This window comes from Amycolatopsis silviterrae, from assembly GCF_042684085.1.
Classification (GTDB): domain Bacteria; phylum Actinomycetota; class Actinomycetes; order Mycobacteriales; family Pseudonocardiaceae; genus Amycolatopsis; species Amycolatopsis silviterrae.
The window spans coordinates 1-17,514 of the sequence record NZ_JBHUKS010000037.1 but is presented as its reverse complement, the minus strand read 5'-3'; the positions used below and the strand labels follow the sequence as shown (position 1 = coordinate 17,514).

Genomic DNA, 17,514 nt, shown 5'->3' with positions numbered 1-17,514 from the left:
CGGTAGGGACAAGTTCGGAGTTCAGGTCAGGTAGGGCGTCAGCGCATCATGCACGCTTTTTGCCAGATCCACCGCGCCAGGAGTGTCCGAGTGCACGCAGACGCAGTCCGCGCGCATCGGGATGTCCTGACCGTCCACAGAGGTCGCGAGCCCCTCGGTCACCGCCCGCACCGACCGTTCGGCGGCGATCGCCGGGTCATAAGCGACGTGCTCGCGGGTGATGATGAGCGAACCGTCGGCGCGGTAGTCGAGATCGGTGTAGTACTCGGCGATGAAGCCCTGGCTTCGCTTGCCCCACACCTTTTCGTGCACGGTATTCGCCATGCCCATCAACGGCACGTCGAACACATCGGCCGCCTCGGCGATCGCCCGCGCGACCGTCTCGTCCCGCGAGGCCAGTCCGTACAGCGCGCCGTGCGGCTTGATGTGGTTGAGCGGCATGCCGTGCTCTGCCAGGAATCCAGTCAGCGCACCGACCTGGTACACGACTGCGGCGGTGAGTTCTTCGGGCTCCATCTTCAGCTCCCGCCGGCCGAACCCGTCGCGGTCTGGGAACGACGGATGAGCACCCACCTTCACCGAATGCTCGTGCGCCAGCGCGACCGTCCGCCGCATGACGACCGGGTCGGCGGCGTGGTATCCGCAGGCGACGTTCGCGACCGTGATGTAGGGCATGATGCCCTCGTCGTCCCCGCAGCGATAGATGCTGTAGGCCTCGCCCATGTCGCAGTTGATGGCAACCATGAGTGCTGTTCCTTGTCTTTTCTCAGAAATCCGTCAGGAATGCGCGATCTTCGGGGTGTCCCCGTCGGGGTCGACGTAGACGTCGTCGCCCTCGAGCCGCACCGGGTACCGCGCGAGCTGCGCGTGGCCGGGGTTGATGCCCTGGCAGGTCGCGAGGTCGAACGTCCACAGGTGGCTTTTGCACATGAGGGTCTTCTTGTCCAGCTCGCCCTCGACCAGTTCGACCTGCTGGTGCGGGCAGATCGCCTGGGTCGCGACGACCTCGCCGCCGTCGAGGTGGGCGATGAGCACCTCCTTGTCCCCCACCTCGAACGACTCCATGTCGCCTTCCCAGACGTCGTCGAGGCTGCACACCCGCACGTAGCCCATGCGGAAGCTCCTTTCTCAGCTGAACCGGTCGAAATGGAGCCGGTCGGCGGCCAGCCCGCCGTCGAGCACCAGCGCGCGGGCGAGCGCGTCGGTCATCGCGGGCGGCCCGGCGGCGTAGTAGGTGAAGTCAGTCAGCGTGTCGCCCAGTTTCGCGACCACGGCCTCGTGCACGAATCCTTGGTGCGACCCGGAATCCGCCGAGTCCGGTTCGGACACTGCAGTGTGGACATGGAGGGCACGCAGCCGGCGTTGCGCCATCGCCATTGCTTCCGGAATGTGCAAATCGCGTTCTGCGCGGCCACCGCAGAACAAATGGACAGTTCGCTCGCCCGCGTCGGCCTGAGCGGCCGCGCCGAGCACGACGCTCGCCATCGCACCGAGTCCGGAACCTCCTGCGACACAAACGATGTCGCGGCCGTCGCCGGCGCGGTAGTACGCCTGGCCGTAAGGTCCGTCCAGTTCGATCGTCTCGCCAAGGTCCAGCCCGTCGAACAGGATCGACGTCGCTTTCCCGCCCGGCGACCGTTTGACGACGAATTTCCATTCCCGCTGGCAGTTCCCGAGATTGCTCATCGAGTACGCGCGTTCGATGCCGCTGGGGAAGCCGAGCATCGCGTACTGTCCCGCGCTGAACGCGGCGTGCTTTTCCGCGGTGAACACGAATTCGGCCATGTCGTGGGTGAGCCGGTGCACCTCGCGCAGCTCCGCGCGCTGCCGGATCGGCCGGTGCGGCGCGGGTTCCGGCACCGAAGCGAGGTCGACCGCGCAGTCGCTGACCGGTTCGCTCTGGCACGCCAGCCGCCGCCCCTTGCGCCGGTCGCGGGCGCTGAGCCCGGAAGCCTCCGCCCAGCGCGTGCGGACCTCGCCTTCGAGCAGCTCGTACCGGCAGCTTCCGCAGGCTCCGCTGTTGCACTCGTAGCTGAGGCCGACCCCCGCGCGGAGGGCGGCACGCAGCAGCGTGTCGCCCTCCGCGCAAGGAAAGCGAACGCCGGTCCCCCGCAGGAGGACTTGGTGTTCGGTCGTCATGGCCGGTTCAGCCTCCGATGCCGAGCTGCCGCTGGAACGCCCGGACCGCGCCGATCGCGTTCTCCGCCGCTTCGGCGTTTTCCGCCACCTCCGCGCCGTACGCCTCGATCGCGGCGACCGCGAGCGGCTGCCACTTCGCGACCCACTCGCGCAGCCGCGGCACATTCGAGTCCACTTCGGACATCTGCTTGACCAGCGCTTCGGTCCAGCGGCGCGAACGCTCGCTGTCCCGCAGCGCCGACTCGGCCAGCAATGCGTGCAGCACGTCACCGTGCCGCCGGGCGCTCACGCCGAGCTGGCGCAGCACGATCTCGTCGAGCGCGGGCTTGGCCACCACGTTGAGCGCGACGAACGCCTCGGCCCAGTCGAAAGTGGTCAGCTGCCGCTCCATCAGCTCACGGAAGCCTTGCCAGGCAGGAAGTTCCTCCCACAGCTCGCGTTCGCGCTCGCCGAACCCGGCGGTCGGATGGGCTTGGCGCAGCTCCGCGGTTCGATAGGCCACATTGGACAGCCAGCGCAGCGAGTCGGCCGCCTGGAACGCCGCACAGTTGGCGATGGTGCTGGCCGGGGCCATATGCACGAGGTACGCGCTGGCCATCTGCACGGTGTGCAGCAGGTACCGGCTCGGCGTGTACAGCTGCGCCAGCATCGCGACCCACTCCGGCGAGAGACCGCGGTCGTGGCCCTCGGCGTCGTGCTGGTCGAGCAGGCCGTCCACATAGGACTCCTGGCCGTCCTGGAGGATGTTGTACGTGCGGTACACCAGCTCGTCCGGGTCGCGGAAGGCGTTCCAGTCCGGATGCGTGATCGGGCTCTGGTTGCGGTAGCGGCGGTAGAAGTCCGCCATGAAGCCGGTGTGCCCGACGTCCCACGGCTGTTCCGGGTCGCGGGTGTGCCACAGCAGGTTGGTGGAGACGATCTCGTACTCGCTCGGCTTGCGCCGGCGGGCGGCGAGGTGCCCCCAGGTCTTGAGCGGCTTGAGCGGGGTGCTCACGACAGGGCCTCCTTGCGGGCGGAAGTGCCCAGGTAGAAGCGGAAGACGTCGCCGCCGGTCTCGATCCGCCCGACGAACGAGGGCATGATCAGTTCCAGTTCGGACATCTTGAACGGGCGGCCGAGTTCCTCGGCGATGGTCTCGCGGCGCAGGACGCATTCGCCGCCCTCGACCTCGACCCGCACGTACGAGCCGCGGTCGCGGATGTCCACCCGGCGGCCGGGATTGTCGGTCACGGCGGCGTCGGCGACGGCGCGCGCCACCTCGCCGACCTGGAGAACCGGGCCGACCGGGTCGGCGATGGGCTCGGCGCTGGGTTCGGTGCTGCTCATCCGGTCCTCCTCACTCGAAATAGACTTCGACGCATTCGGTCGGCCCGAGGCCGGCCGCCGCGACGGTGCTGGCGCGCTCGAACGGCTGCGCGTCGCCCTGGCGGCGCACCCGCAGAGTCCGGCCGGGCTGGTCGGGCACGTGGACGCCGACCGAGTTCCCGGCCGCCGCGGCGGCGAGTTCGTCCATCGTGTGCTCGCTGTCCGCGGGGAGCAGCTTGAGCACGAAGTCGCCGTCGAAGTGCACGGCGAGCGGAATGGTGGCCATCAGCGTTCCTTTCAGCCGGCCTTGACGAGTTGCTTGCGGTAGGTGTCGACCCAGGAGAAGCCGTGCGCGTCGTCGCCGCCGGGGCCGACCGAGCCGAGCCCCATGTACTCCAGGACGCCGCCGAGGTCCGCGGGCTGGATCTCGCCGCCGAGGAACCGGTCGACCAGGTTCTTGTGGTGCCGGTAGCGCTCCGGGTCGTCCTCGAAGATCCACTTGTCCACTTCGGACGCGAAGTGGTAGCGCCGTCCTTCGTGGACCAGCGAGATGTCGCGCAGCGTCTGGGAAGGCGTGCCGACGATCGGCAGCTGCGAGACGTTGCAGATGATCGGCAGCGTGCCCGGCACCGTCTTTTCCGGACGGTCGTTGGCGAAGTTGTCGATCAGGACGTCCCACACCTTGCCGAAGGTGCCGTTCCAGCCGGGGTACTTCTCCTCCAGCCAGTCGCGCTCCTCCGGGCTGACGCCCGCCGCCGGGTCCCACCACAGCGTCGGCCGCCACGAGTAGGTGCCGAGGTGCTGGCCGTGGTGGTGCTCGGAGATGTCGCGCAGGAAAATGTCCCAGTACCACGGTTTGGAAAGCCCGAGGTCCTCCAGCGAGCGCATGAACTGGGTGACGATCCACTCCTCCATGAATTCCTTGAAGGACGCCTCGCGCACGTCCAGCGGGACGTAGTAGTCCATCGGAATCCCGGACAGAATGGTGAACAGCCGGTAGGACCGCCAGAACGCGATGTCGATCTTCTTCTGCGCCTCGTCCTTCTGGCCATTCTCGATCAGCATCTGCAGCAGCGGCGTGCCGAGCTGCGCGTGCCGGGCCTCGTCGGACTGGATGCTCTGGATCAGCTTGGAGAACGTGAAGTCGCCGGCTTTCGCGGCGTCGCCGGAAAGCCCGATGAACTGCAGGTTCGTGAAACCGGTCTCGAAGGAGAAGTTCGCGAAAATCGAGGTCGAGACGGCGTCGCGGGTCATCATCACGTCGTCGAAGAAGTGCCGCGCGCCGAGCGTGACCCAGTTGTCGGTGAACATCGCCGCGTGCGACCACTCGAACTGGCGGTCCTTGTTCACGTACTCGTGCGGGAAGTACAACTGGATCTGGCCGTGCCGGATCTCGTCCAGCATCCCGAACGTCGCCATGTTGCGCATGCCAGGGGCCTTCGACCACCGCACGAACCGCGACTCCTGGAACGACGCCCCGTACTCCACGAGCGCGACCGCCGCGTAGTGCTCCTTGAGAATGGAAATCCAGCCCGGATCGGCCTTATTGTAGAGATCGGCACGCTCCAGCGCCGCCTTCACCGAATACGCCCCGGCATCCTTCTGCCGCTGAATGTCGACGTATTCGCGATAACTCACCTTGTACGGCTCGTCATAAGTCGCCCACACCTCGTCGGGCAACCCCTCGCCGCCGGACAACTCCGGCGGGAACAACTCCGCTTCGCTGACGTAACGCGGAGTCCATTGAGTGTCGCGAGCGATGTCGTACCACTGTGCTCGGTCCAGCAGAGCCATTGCGGGTGCTCCTTGTGGTTTTTAGCTGCCGTGCTCGGAACCCAGCGGCCCTTCGCCGCCGGGGTAGACGAAGGACATGGCCGGGGCGTAGAACCCGAATGTCACCTGCAAAGGATGGGCAGGCCGCAACCGGTAGGCAGGGTGTTCCTTGTCGAGAAACTCGAAGGATTCGACCGCGAATTCCTCCGCGATGTCAGCAACGTAGGCATACCGCCCGCTGACAAACTCACCACCACGACTGGTGATGTACCGCAACTGCCCGGTAACCCGCTGCGGCGTGCCGATCGTGAGACGCGCGGTAGTCCGGATAATGGGCCGCCCCTCGACGACCGTCGTTGCGACCAGCCGATCCCCGTCGAGATCAAGCGTCGTCTCCCCCGGTGCACCGGCCGGAACACCGTGCTCCCGGGCATAACGAATCATCGGCTCGGAGCTGTTGTGGTAATCGGTCCACCACCGCCCCGGAACGCCCGCCTCAGTGTCCAAGCCGGACAGATTCACGCCGAGATAGGTCAGGGAGTATGCGCCGAACGCGTCGTCCCCGTCGCTGGCCGACGTCTGCGCGTCCCCCTCGACCACATACTGGTTGATGTAGCACGAGCGATCAGCAGCCGGCGTAAGTCCCGCCGGCACCAGATCGGCGACAGCGTCCGGATCCTCGGGTACCCACACCAGGTAGAGAGTCCGAGACCCGGTCACCAGCTGCGGCGGATGCAGCGACGTGCCCATAGGGGTGCCTCCAGTTCACCGTTGAACTTCCCCGCCCCAGCACACCCCGGAGCGGTTGCCCCAAAGACTGCGCGACGCACCCCGGAGCAGGTAGTGCGCAAGTTGGACAACAACCCCGCCAGAGATGCCAAACCGGAGCACCCACCCACATCAACGCAGGTCAGCACCCTTCTGTCGCCGCCGGTAATGATCTCCCCGTCACCGTCTGAATCCGTCAAGGAGCCCCGCCGCCGTGAGGGCCACCTTCACGGACTCTGATTCCCTCAGGGTTCCCCTCACAGCCCTCCCCGCGCCCAACGGTCCGTGAGGGCCACCTTCACAGACCCAGATTCCCTCAAGGAGTCCTTCACGGACCGCACCCGCCCGCCGAAGCGCCCCAATGTGGCATTCGGTGCATCCCACGCACCCAATGTGGCATTCGTTGCGTCAGACGCACCCAATGCCACATTGGGGCGCTAGCCCCACCCCTCACCAAACCGCCGCCAACGCACCCGCCCCACCAAAGCACCCACACTCCCCCGCACCCCGATACGAAGCCCACATGCGGACGGCGGGTGCTTGTCAAGGCATCTTTCCCGCCTTGACAAGCACCCGCCGTCCGTCATCACAATTGGCTTCGGGGTGCCTCTCAACCAGACAGGGCGCAATGTCGCCGCCAGGCGACGAGCCCCGACCTCACAACTGATCATCCAACTGCAACGCGATCCACAACTCCGCCCGCACAGCCGGGTCGTCCACCTCCCTCCCCAATGCCTCCGCCACCTTCCCCATCCGATACCGCAACGTATGCCGGTGAATCCCCAACGCCGTAGCCGAAGCATCCGACTGCCCGTTATGCGCCAAGAACGTCCGCAGCGTATGCCGCAAATCGATCTTCGCCGACCCAGTCTTGTCCGTAACCGGCTCCAGCAACGCCCGAGCCCACCCTCGCACCTCGTCATTATCCAAAAACCGCATCAACCCACTAGTAGCCACATCCCCCGCACAAGTCAGCACCCCCGCATCCCCCGGCGAACTGGTAAACACCGACCGCACCTGCTCCCAAGCAACCGCCAACTCCCCAGGCGAAGTCGGATCGCTAACCGCCCCCCGAGCCAACGGAATCCGCCGCAACAAGGCTTCCAACGTCCGCGTATCCCCCTCGGCAGGCGGCATCAGCACCACCACCCGCCCTCGCTCCCACTCCGCCACCAACGCCCGCAAACTCCGCAACCCGTGATCCCCCTCGGCATGCTCAAGCAACTCCCGCTCATGCCCCGACGGAACCCCCAGAATCGCGACCCGCAAATCCCCTTCCGGAAAGTCGGTATCCAACGCCTCCCCAATAGACGTAGCCAGCCCGACATCCCCGCCCACCGCGGCCTTGAACACCGCCAGCCGATGCCGCCGCTCGCTGTCCAGCACCCCGCGCGCGCTATGCAACTCCGCGCACAACAACGACACCGCGGTAGTAACAATCGCCTGCTCAGCAGTAGTAAGCGGAGTAGACCGCCCCACCACCAAAAACCCCTGCACCCGCCCGCGCACCGCCAACGGCAGCACCACGACCGACTCCCCCGCGATAGTCATGCTCAAACTCGCCGAATTGGCCCGGTCCCGCAGCCGGGGCAACTCGATCCGCACCCGCGCCACATGCATCCGCGCCGCCGGCACCCCCGCCCGATACCCGCCCCCGGCGTCCAGCAGCAACGTCCATCCCCGCACCGCTTTCGCCAGCCGCTCGGCGATCGCCCGCGCCGAGTACGGCGACAACGAAGCCCGCGTCAAATCCCGCTGCGCCGAAACCGCGTAATTCAGCTCCCGCTGCCGCTCGTCCGACAGGTGCCCGGCGACAAGTCGGCTCAACGCGGCGAAGCGCGTCGTCGCCGGAATCGCCAGCACCGGCAGCCCCGCCTCGCTGGCAGCCTCGACCAGCGGCCCCGGCACGTTCTGATAAAACGAACTGGCCCCGAACCCCAGCGCCACCGCACCGCCCGCCACGAGCCGGTCGACGTACTCGCGGCTGGCCGCCTCCCCCAGCGCGAGCCGAGACCCGGTGGTGAGCACGAGTTCGCCGCCTTCGAGATACGGCGACGGATCGGGCAGTTCGCTGATCAGCGCCCAGGTGACCGCCCGGTCGAGCGCGCCGGGCGCACCCTCCGCAGCGAGCGCGAGACCGTGTTCGCCGCGTTCGAGCAGCATCTGGACCGTAAGCGGCATGGTGTCTCCCGGGGACGGATCCGGCGGCCGGAAGTCTAACCGCGACTCCGGTCCGCCGCCGGGCGATCTCCACCCGGACGAACCAAGGCGCTGGACAAACCCCGGCCCCGATGGGTAGAAACCGTCCCCATCGGACCACTCCGCCCGCGGATGTCCGGCGGCACAACGGAAAGAGATCTCGATGCCCGCACCCGCCCCGTCCCGGCCGGACGTCACGTACCGGACCGCGGGCGATCGCGCGCTGCTCGTCGAGTACGGGCCGCCGCTGCCGGTCGACCTCGGGCTCAATTTCTTCGCGCACGCCTCGGCCCGGCATCTGGACGAGAATCCGGTGCGCGGCATCCTGGAAGTCGCGCCGGGACTGCGTTCGCTGCTGGTGCACTACGACCCGGAAACGATTCAGCACGACGCGGTCATCGCCGCGCTCGACCGGCTGCACCGGGACATCCCCGAGCCCGGTTCGCTGGTGCTGCCGAGCAGGCGGGTGAAACTCCCGATCGCGTTCGACGATTCGACGTCGCGGGAAGCCGTGGAGCGCTACCAGATCACCACGCGCCCGGACGCGCCGAACGCCGTCGACGGCAACAACGTCGACTATCTCGTGCGCTCGAACGGCCTGCCGAACCGCGAGGCGCTGTATTCGCGGATCCTGGAATCCGAGTGGTGGAACGCGTTCACCGGTTTCTACCCTGGGCTGCCGTCGCTGCTTCCCCTCGACCCGCGTTCCGAACTGGTCGCCCCGAAATACAATCCGGCACGGTCCTGGACTCCCGAAGGCGCGGTCGCGTTCGGCGGCCCGTGCCTCGTGATCCATCCGATCGAATCGCCGGGCTCGTACCAGCTTTTCGGCCGTACGCTGCCGATCTGCGACCTCGTCCGCCGCCCGCGCGCGCACCGGGCGGACCCCATCGTGATCCATCCCGGCGACCGGATTTCCTTCTACCGCGTCGAAGAGGCGGAATTGATCGAACTGCGCAGGCAGGTGTTCGAGGGCCGCTACGACTACGACATCGAACCCGGCCGGTACGCTGTCGCCGACCATCTCGCCGTGCAAGCCGATCCGGCTGTCGCGACCGAGGCGGCCAAACGCCGCGCGGACCGCGCCGCCGCGCAGGAACTGGTGAAAATCCCGTGAATCAGACCGCGGCACTGGAAGTGCTGGAACCCGGGCTGCAGACGACCGTGCAGGACTTTCCGGGCCGGCGCGGCAGGCAGTCATTGGGTTTCTTCCCTTCCGGACCGGTCGATTCGCTCGCTTTCCGTCTCGCGAATCTGCTGGTCGGCAACCGCCCCGGCGCGGCCGCGCTGGAAATCCCGCTCGGCCGTTTCCAAGCGGGCGTCCTCGCCCCCGGCCGGATCGCCGTCACCGGCCCGGAAACCTCGGTCACCCTGAACGGATCGCCGGTCCCGCAATGGGAATCGGTTCCGGTGGAAACCGGCGACGTCCTGGCGTGCGAGGTGCTGCGCGGGCCCGGGCACCGGCTGTACCTGGCGCTGTCCGGAGGCATCGCGGTGCCGGAAGTATTCGGTTCGCGCTCGACATTCCTGCTCGCCGGAATCGGCGGCCTCGACGGCCGCGCACTGGAGCGCGCGGACATTCTCGACACCTTCCCGTCTTCTCCTTCCCGGCCGCGCCGCCTCCCGGTTTCCCTGCGCCCGACGTACCCCGCCGCCTGGGAAATCGAAATTCTCCGCGGCCCGCACGCCGATCCCGATTTCCTGACCGCGGCGGATTTCTCCGACTTCCTCGCCGCGTCGTGGCGCTGCGACCTGAGTTCGGACCGGGTCGGCATCCGGTTCAACCCGCACCGCTTCCGCTGGGCCCGCCCGTCCGGCGACGTGGCGGGCGGGCACCCGTCGAACATCCTGGACTCCAGCTATCCGCCCGGCGGCATCCTCGCGTACGGCGACGTGCTCACCGTGCTCGGCCCGGACAGCAACACCTCCGGCGGCTTCGCGGTGATCGCCACCGTCGCGTCGGCGTCGCTGTGGAAGGTCGGGCAGCTCCGCCCGGGCCGGGACACCGTGACGTTCCGGGAAATCGACCTCGGCCAGGCGGCGGCGCTCACCGCGCATGTCAATCAGCTGCTGGACATCAAGGCGCTGTCTTGAGTTTCGCTTCGCGGTGCAGGGTGTCCCCTTCGCTCAGCGCGGCCATGATCGCCTGATGATCCATGACCCGGCCGAAACCGCGCCGCATCGTGCGGAGGGTGGCGCGCTGCGCTTCGGCATTGTCGGTCGCATTGACGTCCGAGCCGAACACGATGTGATAACCGAGGAAGTACCCGGTTCGGGCAGTGGATTCGCAACAGAAATTAGTGAGCGTCCCGCACACGATCAACGTCCGGACTCCTTGGCACCGCAACGCGTAGTCAAGATCCGTACCCGCAAAGGAATCGTATGTGTGCTTCGCGGAAATCACGCGCTCGTCGTCCCGTGGCTTCAGCCCGTGGTACAGCTTGGCTCCAGGCGTTCCCTCCGCGATCGCGCCGTTCGCGATCGGCGGCCAGAAAGCCGGGAAATCGTGCGCGACATCCGGGGCGATCGTGTGCTCGGTGTACAGCACCGGCACCCCGGCCGCCCGGCACGCCTCGATCAGCGCTTGTACCCGGGGCAGCTGCCGGTACGCCTCCGGCACCCGCATCGGCCCGTCCGGGCCGACGAAATCCTCCTGGAGGTCCACCACGATCAGCGCGCATTCCTCGGGCTTGATCTCGAACGCCCAGTGCTTGTCCGTGTCGTAGTCCGCGTCCGCGGCGGCGATCTGCTCCCGCTCGCCGTCGAGAAGGTCCTCCTCGCCGCGGCCGTAAGCGTTCAGATACTCATTCAACGGGTGCACGAACTTCCTCCTTCTCCGCTGCGTTCCCAGCCAGGTCCACCGACTTCGTCTCCTTCGAAATCAACGAGGCCACCAGCGAAATCAAGCCCATCACCGCCAGATAAACGCCGATCGCGTACCCGGTGCCGAACTTCGCGTACAACCCGATCGCGATGATCGGCGCGAGCGAACCGGCCAGCACCGACGCCAGGTTGTAGGCCAGCGACACCCCGGAATACCGCACCTCAGTCGGGAAAAGCTCGGCGAAGAACGCCCCGATCACCGAACTGTAAGCGGCGAAGATCAGCAGCCCGCCGGCCACCGCTACCATGATCAATCCGGGATTGCGCGTATCGACCAGCGCGAAAAACACAAACGCCCACACGATCGTCGCCACCGAGGCGATTACATAGATCGGCCGCCGCCCGACCCGGTCGGCCAGCAGGGCGAACAGCGGGATCGTCACCACCGCGCACGCCTGCCCGACCAGTACCGCAGTCAACCCGACCGAACTGTCCATTTTGAGCACAGTCGTGACATAGGTGATCACGAACAACGAGAACAGATAGAACCCGGCGTTCTCCCCGAAACGCGTCGCGGCGGCGAGCAGCACACTGCGCCAATGTTTGCGGACCACCACTCCGGCAGGCAGACCCTTGGGCTTCGGTGCTTCCTTGAACAACGGAGTTTCCGCGACATAAAGCCGAAGCCACAAGCCGATCAGCACCAGGATCGCGGACAGTCCGAACGCGATCCGCCAGCCCCACGACAGGAACTGCGCTGACGGCATCACCGAGCCGAGCACCGCCAGCACCCCGGCGGCGAGCAGATTCCCCAGCGGCGGCCCGACATTCGGCCACGAGGACCAGAACGCCCGCCGCGCGCTGCCGCCGTGTTCGGACACCAGCAGCACTGCCCCGCCCCACTCGCCGCCGAGCGCGAAGCCTTGCACCAACCGGCACACGACGAGCAGCAACGGCGCGAGAACGCCGACCGCTTCGTAAGTGGGCAAAAGCGCGATCAAGAACGTCGAAGCGCCCATCAACAGCAGACTGGCGATCAGCGTCGACCGCCGTCCTTTGCGGTCGCCGAGGTGGCCGAGCACCACCGCGCCGAGCGGCCGCGCGAGGAATCCCACCGCGTACGTGGCGAAAGCCAGCACCGTGCCGACCAACGGGTCATGCGAAGGGAAATACAGTTTGTTGAAGACCAAAGTGGACGCGGTGCCGTACAGAAAGAAGTCGTACCATTCGACGGCGGTGCCGGCGAGGCTCGACGCCGCCACCACCCCCAGCCGCGTGTGCGGGTGTTTTCTGTTACGTTCGCGAGAGGTATCAGCCATTTCGGCTCCTGTAGTCGGAGGGTCCGTGACGCGGATGCAGTGCTGGTGCCGGAAGCCTCGGTGGCTGTTGGCGCAGCCACCGAGGCGTGTTCCCCCCTGGGAAGACCTCAGAAGAACCAGTGCACGGGCTCGTTGGCCCGGTCGGCGAGGTCCGCGAACCGTCCCCCGTGGAAGGCCAGCGGTTCGCCGTCGCGCTCGCACACGCTGCGCACGTGCCCGAACACGACCACGTGGTCGCCGGCGACGAGATGCCGCTCGACGTCGCATTCGAGGTGCGCGAAGGCGTCCGGGATCACCGGAACGCGGTGGCGGCCTTCGGTCACCTCCAGCCCGGAGAAGTGGTCCTCGCCGCGGCGGGCGAAGCGGAGCGCGAGCTGTTCCTGCCGCGCGGACAGGATGTTGACCGCGAACCGGCCCGCGTCGACGACCGCGTCGGTGCTGCGCGCGCCGGTCGTCAGGCACACCAGCAGCAGCGGCGGCTCCAGCGAAACCGACGTCAGCGAGTTGACGGTCATCCCGTGCGGCACCCCCGCCGCCCGGGTGGTGACCACCGCGACCCCGGTGGCGAACCGCCCCATCGTGCGGCGCATCGCCATCGGGTCGACCGTCGACGAAGTGGTGATCATGGCGTTCTCCTTGCGAAGGCCCTCGTGAGTGTCTATCGCGGTTAGAACCGGGATAGACACTCACGAGGAATAGCGGACCTCGAACGTGACGACCCCCTCGTCGGTCCGCCACGGGCCGTGCGGCATGCCCGGCGGACGGCAGGCGTACATCCCCGCGGTGAACGTCCGGCCGAGCGTGAGGTCGGTGAACGAGCCCTCGAGAATGTAGACCTCCTCCCAGAAATCGTGCTTCTGCACGCCCATCGGCGTCGAATCGGCACCCGGCTCGTACCGCAGGATCCGCGTCGCGACGCCGCTTTCCGGGTCCTTGGCGAGAATCCGCTCGGTGATCTTCGGGTCGTCGCCGGGACACACGGTGAAGGCGACGTCGGAGACCGGGAAGAATTCGTGTTCCGGTTTGCTCATCGGGCAACAGCTCCGTCGAGGTCGTAGCTGGACAGGAAGGCGTCGATGTCGCCGAGCGCGGCGTCGAAACCGTAATTGCGGAAGGCGTAGCCCTTCACCACGAACGGCGCGCCGGCGTAGAACATCTCGTATTGGTGGTGCCGTCCGGCGAATTCGCTGCCGACGACGTCCCAGGCGAGCTTGAACAGTTTCACCCGCTCCTCGGCGGGCGCGGACGGGCTGTAGATGTACTTGTCGATGTCGGCGCGGGTCTCCGGGTTGGTCAGGTCCGCGACGCTGGACGGTACCTGCAGCACCCCGCCGCCGACCAGATCGCGCAGGATCGCCAGCAGCCGCGGGTACAGCTCGGCCTGCAGCCCCATCGCGCCGTACACGGCCCGGGAACCCGGCCGCCACATGCCGTTCTCGTCCGGCTCCGCGGTGTATTCCGCGGCCAGCACCGCCGATTCCACAATGGACGCGAGACTCGCCAGCTCGCCGAGCTTCTCGACCACGCCGGGGAATTTGTCGACCCCGTTGACGGCGGCGACCTTCCGCGCGAGCCCGGCGATGAACTGCGTCTTCACCATGAACCGGATCTGCGCCTGCCAGTTGCCGAACACGTGCGCGCCGGTGTCGAAGAACTGCCGCCGCAATCCGGCGACATCGCGGTAGACGAACACCCGGTCCCACGGAATGAAGACGTCGTCGAACACCACCAGCGCGTCGGTTTCGTCGTAGCGCGAGGTGAGCGGGTAGTCGTATTCGCTCGTCGCGGCCGGCGCGTACGGACGGCGGCAGTAAAGCTTAAGCCCTTCCGCGTCCACGGGAACCGCGAATCCGAGCGCGAAATCCGCGTCCTCCGGTCCGAGCGGCTTGATGCAGGAAACGAAAATCTCGTCGGCCACCGCGCCGCCGGTCGCGAGCATCTGCGCGCCGCGGATCACGATGCCGTCCTCGCGCTCCTCCGCGACGCCCGCCTGGATCAAGTCGCCTTCCCAGGCATGCGCAGTCGTCGCCCGCGAAACCTGCGGCGGAATGATCGCGTAGGAGACGTACAGGTTCTCTTCCAGCACGCGCTTGTGGTACGCCGCGACGTTGGCGGAAAAGTCCCGCTCTCCTTGCGAAAACGCCTCTGGGTGCGCGGAAAACGCCGCGACGAACGCGCCGACGTGGTCCGGGCTGCGGCCGACCCAGCCGTGCGTGTGCCGTGCCCAGGTTGTTGCCGCCTCGCGGTAGGCCTTCAGGTCTTCCCGGCTGCGCGGCGGCGTGAACAGCCGGTTCACCGTGGACCCGGTCGCCGGGTCGGTCACCGAGATGCCGGACTCGGGGTCGGCCGCGAGGTCGAACAGCTCCGCGATGGTCTTCGCGATCGGCGCGAACGCCGGGTGGTGGGCGACGTCCTCGACCGGCGCGCCGTCGAGGTAGATCCGCCGGGGGCCCTTCAGTGCGGCCAGATAGTCGGCTCCGCTGCGCATCACTCGCTCCTCTGTTTCGTTTCGTACGCGTGGGTCAGGGTCGGTCCGCCGGGCAGTTCCAGGTGGACGCGCCAATACGCGCCGTAGGTGAACTCGCCGCCGAGCAGCGGCAGTGTGCCGCAGTACAGCGCGAAATCTCCGTCCACCGGACCGAGCCGCTCCAGCAGCTCCGCCGGATGCCGCAGCGCGGCCAGCTCCCCCTTCTGATACGGGCATCCGTCCACACTGGAATCCGCGACCACGTGGTCCCAGTCCGGAATGGACACTTCAGTCCCGAGCTCGGCGACCACCTCCCCGAGCGGCTTCGGACAGGCCGCTTTGGACAGTGCCACGCCGTCGCGCTCCAGATCGCGGTCCGTGTGATCGGACCCGACCCCGAGGAAATACCTTCCCTGATGCCGGATCAGCACCGGCTCGACCTCGCCGGACGTCCCGGGCGCGCTCACCCCGACCACCGGCTCCGTCGTCAGCAGTTCCGGCTCCAGGCGGTAGAACGCGGGCACCGATTCCGGCCGCGGCACGCCGATCGCCGCCAGTTCGGCGATGTGCTCCTCGACCGCGGCCTCGTCGCTTCCGGTGTACCCGGCCACCACCAGCCGCGCCGGGGCGAACGCCAGTTCCTCCCCGGTTCCCGCGACGTGCAGGGCAATCGTGTTCATACTCCCGCTCCCGTGCAGTCTGTTGTGGACACCGGCCACCGCCGGTCGGCCAGCACCGGGAACTCCGCCCGCACTGTGTCCACAATGGATTGGTCTACTTCGCAGCGCAGCACTTCCTCGCCGGTTCCGGCCTCGGCGAGCACCGTGCCCCACGGATCGACAATCCGGCTGGCGCCGGCCAATTCGACCCCGCCGTGCTGTGTTCCGGCGGCGTTCACCGCGAGCACCACGACCTGCTCTTCCACCGCCCGGCACGAGGTGAACATCCGCCAGTGCTCGCGCCGCGCCGCCGGCCACGCGGCCGGGACCACGACCGTCTTCGCGCCGCGATCCACCAGCCCGCGCCACAGCTCGGGAAACCGCAGGTCGTAACAGGTCGTCGCCCCGATCGGCCCGAGTTCCGTTTCCGCGACGCTGAGCGTGTCCCCCGGCGTGAGCAATTCCGCCTCGCGCGAGGCATAGCCGAAAACGTGCACCTTGCGATAGGTATGCGCGATCGTGCCGTCCGGCGCGAGCAGCACCGCGGTGTTGAACAACCGTCCGGCCGCGTCCCGCTCGACCAAGCTGCCGAGATGCACATACGCACCCAGGCTGCGCGCCCACTCCCGCCCCGCCGCGACCGTCGGCCCGTCCAGGGATTCAGCCTCGTCCGGATACGCGTCGAACGAGAAGTACCCCGCGGCCCACAACTCCGGCAGCACCACCAGGTCCGCCCCGCGCGCCGACTCCACCAGCTGCCCGGCCCGCACCCGGCGGTCGGCAGCCGTCTCCTCGGGCGGGCTGGCCAGCTGCACCAGCGCGACCTTCACAGCCGCTCCCCGACGCGCAACGCCGTCATCGTGCTGGACAAGTGCTTCGCCAACGCCTCCCCAGCCGCAGCCGGCTCGCCGCCCCGAACCGCCTCGACGATCGCCGCGTGCTCCGCCAGCACCGTCTCGGCGCGGGTGTCGCTGCCGGCAACCGCGCGCAGCCCCATCCGGACCTGCCGGTCCCGCAACGATTCGTAGAACTCCGCCAGCACCGGATTCCCCGCCCGCCGCACGATCGCCCGATGGAACGCCCGGTCGAACTCGATGAACCGCACCGGCTCGTCCACCACCTCGCGCTGCTTCGCGAGGATCTCGTCCAGCTCGGCGAGGAAGGCCTCGTCGACGCGCTCGGCGAGCTTGCGGACACACCAGTCCTCGACCAGCTCGCGCGCCTCCATCACCGCCCGCACCTCGGCGTCGGAGATCGGCGGCACGAACGCGCCCTTCTTCGGCACGATCTCGAGAAACCCCTCGGCCTCGAGCCGCAGCAGGGCCTCCCGCACCGGAGTACGGGACGTCCCGGCCGCCTCGGCGACCTCCGATTCGGTGAGGAAGGTCCCGCCGTCCCGGGGCAGCTCGGCGATCCGCTGCTTGAGGAACCGATAGGTGACGTCCTGCGCGGACCCGGCCCGCCCAGCCTGTCGTACACTGCTCATGGACAAGATGTATACATCACGCATGGCAGCCGGGCAAGGGTCGTTTCCCGAGGTTGGACGGCTGGTGCGGCCGGGTTTGCCGACCCGGTTCGGGCTGACTCGGGGCCGAGTCGCTCCGTGGAGCCCGTTGCGGACTGGCTCGGGGCCAAGTCGCCCTCTTGTACGCGGAGCGTGCCGTGGAGCCCGTTGCGGACGACCTGGCCAAGACTCGCTCAGAGGGTTCGCACTCCGGCAGAAACCCATCAGCCGCGAACCGGCCGACACTCCCGCCCGCCATGGCGCCGGAGCACCCCAATGCGGCATTGGGTGCTCCATCCATGCCCCCGCCGCCGCCCTCAACGGAGACGCTGCGCGCCGCTGGCTCACTCAACGCACCCAATGTGGCGTTCGGTGCGTTGAGCGCACCCAACGCCACATTGGGGTTGTTTCAGCAGTGCCGTGCGCGGCGCCGGGGCGAGGAGGGCCGCCCCGCAGATGTCCGTGAAGGGCTCCTTGAGGGAATCTGATTCCCCCAAGGAGTCCTAATGGGTTGTGTTCGGGTCTGTTTGGCAGGCTTGGATGTGGTGGCTGTTGGCG

19 protein-coding genes are annotated in these 17,514 nt (G+C 67.7%); 2 read left to right on the top strand and 17 right to left on the bottom strand.

The window, feature by feature from the left end; all coding sequences use genetic code 11:
- Nucleotides 1-21 precede the first annotated feature (21 nt).
- The 9 genes from pxpA to ACFSVL_RS42950 all read right to left on the bottom strand — a co-directional run bounded on the left by pxpA (nucleotide 22) and on the right by ACFSVL_RS42950 (nucleotide 8,166).
- Nucleotides 22-744: a 5-oxoprolinase subunit PxpA gene (gene pxpA / locus ACFSVL_RS42990; RefSeq protein WP_378313354.1), complete on the bottom strand. Its 723-nt coding sequence runs from the start codon at nucleotides 742-744 to the stop codon at nucleotides 22-24.
- Between the two features lie 33 nt (nucleotides 745-777).
- Nucleotides 778-1,113 (bottom strand): Rieske 2Fe-2S domain-containing protein, encoded by a 336-nt coding sequence (locus tag ACFSVL_RS42985; RefSeq protein WP_378313352.1) that lies wholly within the window; start codon nucleotides 1,111-1,113, stop codon nucleotides 778-780.
- A gap of 15 nt (nucleotides 1,114-1,128) precedes the next feature.
- Nucleotides 1,129-2,139, bottom strand: coding sequence for a 2Fe-2S iron-sulfur cluster-binding protein (locus ACFSVL_RS42980; protein ID WP_378313350.1), 1,011 nt, complete (start codon nucleotides 2,137-2,139; stop codon nucleotides 1,129-1,131).
- 7 nt (nucleotides 2,140-2,146) lie between these two features.
- Nucleotides 2,147-3,133 carry a toluene monooxygenase gene (locus ACFSVL_RS42975; protein ID WP_378313348.1) on the bottom strand — a complete coding sequence of 329 codons (987 nt, stop codon included), beginning with the start codon at nucleotides 3,131-3,133 and terminating at the stop codon, nucleotides 2,147-2,149.
- Nucleotides 3,130-3,465: an MmoB/DmpM family protein gene (locus tag ACFSVL_RS42970; RefSeq protein ID WP_378313346.1), complete on the bottom strand. Its 336-nt coding sequence runs from the start codon at nucleotides 3,463-3,465 to the stop codon at nucleotides 3,130-3,132. Before ACFSVL_RS42970 ends, ACFSVL_RS42975 begins: the two co-directional genes overlap by 4 nt.
- Before the next feature lie 10 nt (nucleotides 3,466-3,475).
- Nucleotides 3,476-3,730, bottom strand: a complete 255-nt coding sequence (locus ACFSVL_RS42965) for a toluene-4-monooxygenase system B family protein (protein ID WP_378313344.1) — start codon at nucleotides 3,728-3,730, stop codon at nucleotides 3,476-3,478.
- Nucleotides 3,731-3,741: 11 nt separating this feature from the next.
- Nucleotides 3,742-5,238 carry a YHS domain-containing protein gene (locus ACFSVL_RS42960; RefSeq protein WP_378313342.1) on the bottom strand — a complete coding sequence of 499 codons (1,497 nt, stop codon included), beginning with the start codon at nucleotides 5,236-5,238 and terminating at the stop codon, nucleotides 3,742-3,744.
- Between the two features lie 21 nt (nucleotides 5,239-5,259).
- Complete coding sequence (locus ACFSVL_RS42955) at nucleotides 5,260-5,967, bottom strand: hypothetical protein (protein ID WP_378313340.1); 708 nt, start codon at nucleotides 5,965-5,967, stop codon at nucleotides 5,260-5,262.
- 675 nt (nucleotides 5,968-6,642) lie between these two features.
- Nucleotides 6,643-8,166: a PucR family transcriptional regulator gene (locus ACFSVL_RS42950; protein ID WP_378313338.1), complete on the bottom strand. Its 1,524-nt coding sequence runs from the start codon at nucleotides 8,164-8,166 to the stop codon at nucleotides 6,643-6,645.
- A gap of 181 nt (nucleotides 8,167-8,347) precedes the next feature.
- On the opposite strand from ACFSVL_RS42950, the gene ACFSVL_RS42945 reads away from it, so the two are divergent.
- Both ACFSVL_RS42945 and ACFSVL_RS42940 read left to right on the top strand, forming a co-directional pair.
- Nucleotides 8,348-9,301, top strand: a complete 954-nt coding sequence (locus ACFSVL_RS42945) for a 5-oxoprolinase subunit B family protein (protein ID WP_378313336.1) — start codon at nucleotides 8,348-8,350, stop codon at nucleotides 9,299-9,301.
- Nucleotides 9,298-10,278, top strand: coding sequence for a 5-oxoprolinase subunit C family protein (locus ACFSVL_RS42940; RefSeq protein ID WP_378313334.1), 981 nt, complete (start codon nucleotides 9,298-9,300; stop codon nucleotides 10,276-10,278). Before ACFSVL_RS42945 ends, ACFSVL_RS42940 begins: the two co-directional genes overlap by 4 nt.
- Here the strand turns inward: ACFSVL_RS42940 and ACFSVL_RS42935 are convergent.
- The 8 genes from ACFSVL_RS42935 to ACFSVL_RS42900 form a co-directional block, all read right to left on the bottom strand.
- Complete coding sequence (locus ACFSVL_RS42935; RefSeq protein WP_378313332.1) at nucleotides 10,262-11,005, bottom strand: cysteine hydrolase family protein; 744 nt, start codon at nucleotides 11,003-11,005, stop codon at nucleotides 10,262-10,264. The two genes, ACFSVL_RS42940 and ACFSVL_RS42935, sit on opposite strands and share 17 nt — an antisense overlap.
- Nucleotides 10,989-12,326, bottom strand: coding sequence for an MFS transporter (locus tag ACFSVL_RS42930; RefSeq protein WP_378313330.1), 1,338 nt, complete (start codon nucleotides 12,324-12,326; stop codon nucleotides 10,989-10,991). The genes ACFSVL_RS42935 and ACFSVL_RS42930 overlap by 17 nt, the downstream gene beginning before the upstream one ends.
- A gap of 107 nt (nucleotides 12,327-12,433) precedes the next feature.
- Nucleotides 12,434-12,952, bottom strand: a complete 519-nt coding sequence (locus tag ACFSVL_RS42925; protein WP_378313328.1) for a flavin reductase family protein — start codon at nucleotides 12,950-12,952, stop codon at nucleotides 12,434-12,436.
- 60 nt (nucleotides 12,953-13,012) lie between these two features.
- Nucleotides 13,013-13,357, bottom strand: coding sequence for a cupin domain-containing protein (locus ACFSVL_RS42920; RefSeq protein ID WP_378313326.1), 345 nt, complete (start codon nucleotides 13,355-13,357; stop codon nucleotides 13,013-13,015).
- On the bottom strand, nucleotides 13,354-14,814 hold the full coding sequence (locus ACFSVL_RS42915; protein ID WP_378313324.1) for a 4-hydroxyphenylacetate 3-hydroxylase family protein: 1,461 nt from the start codon (nucleotides 14,812-14,814) through the stop codon (nucleotides 13,354-13,356). The genes ACFSVL_RS42920 and ACFSVL_RS42915 overlap by 4 nt, the downstream gene beginning before the upstream one ends.
- Nucleotides 14,814-15,473, bottom strand: a complete 660-nt coding sequence (locus ACFSVL_RS42910) for a DUF2848 family protein (protein WP_378313323.1) — start codon at nucleotides 15,471-15,473, stop codon at nucleotides 14,814-14,816. The genes ACFSVL_RS42915 and ACFSVL_RS42910 overlap by 1 nt, the downstream gene beginning before the upstream one ends.
- Complete coding sequence (locus ACFSVL_RS42905; RefSeq protein ID WP_378313321.1) at nucleotides 15,470-16,282, bottom strand: carbon-nitrogen family hydrolase; 813 nt, start codon at nucleotides 16,280-16,282, stop codon at nucleotides 15,470-15,472. The genes ACFSVL_RS42910 and ACFSVL_RS42905 overlap by 4 nt, the downstream gene beginning before the upstream one ends.
- The gene (locus ACFSVL_RS42900) at nucleotides 16,279-16,938 is read right to left on the bottom strand and encodes a GntR family transcriptional regulator (RefSeq protein ID WP_378313319.1); all 660 of its coding nucleotides are present in this window, start codon (nucleotides 16,936-16,938) and stop codon (nucleotides 16,279-16,281) included. The genes ACFSVL_RS42905 and ACFSVL_RS42900 overlap by 4 nt, the downstream gene beginning before the upstream one ends.
- Nucleotides 16,939-17,514: the final 576 nt, after the last annotated feature.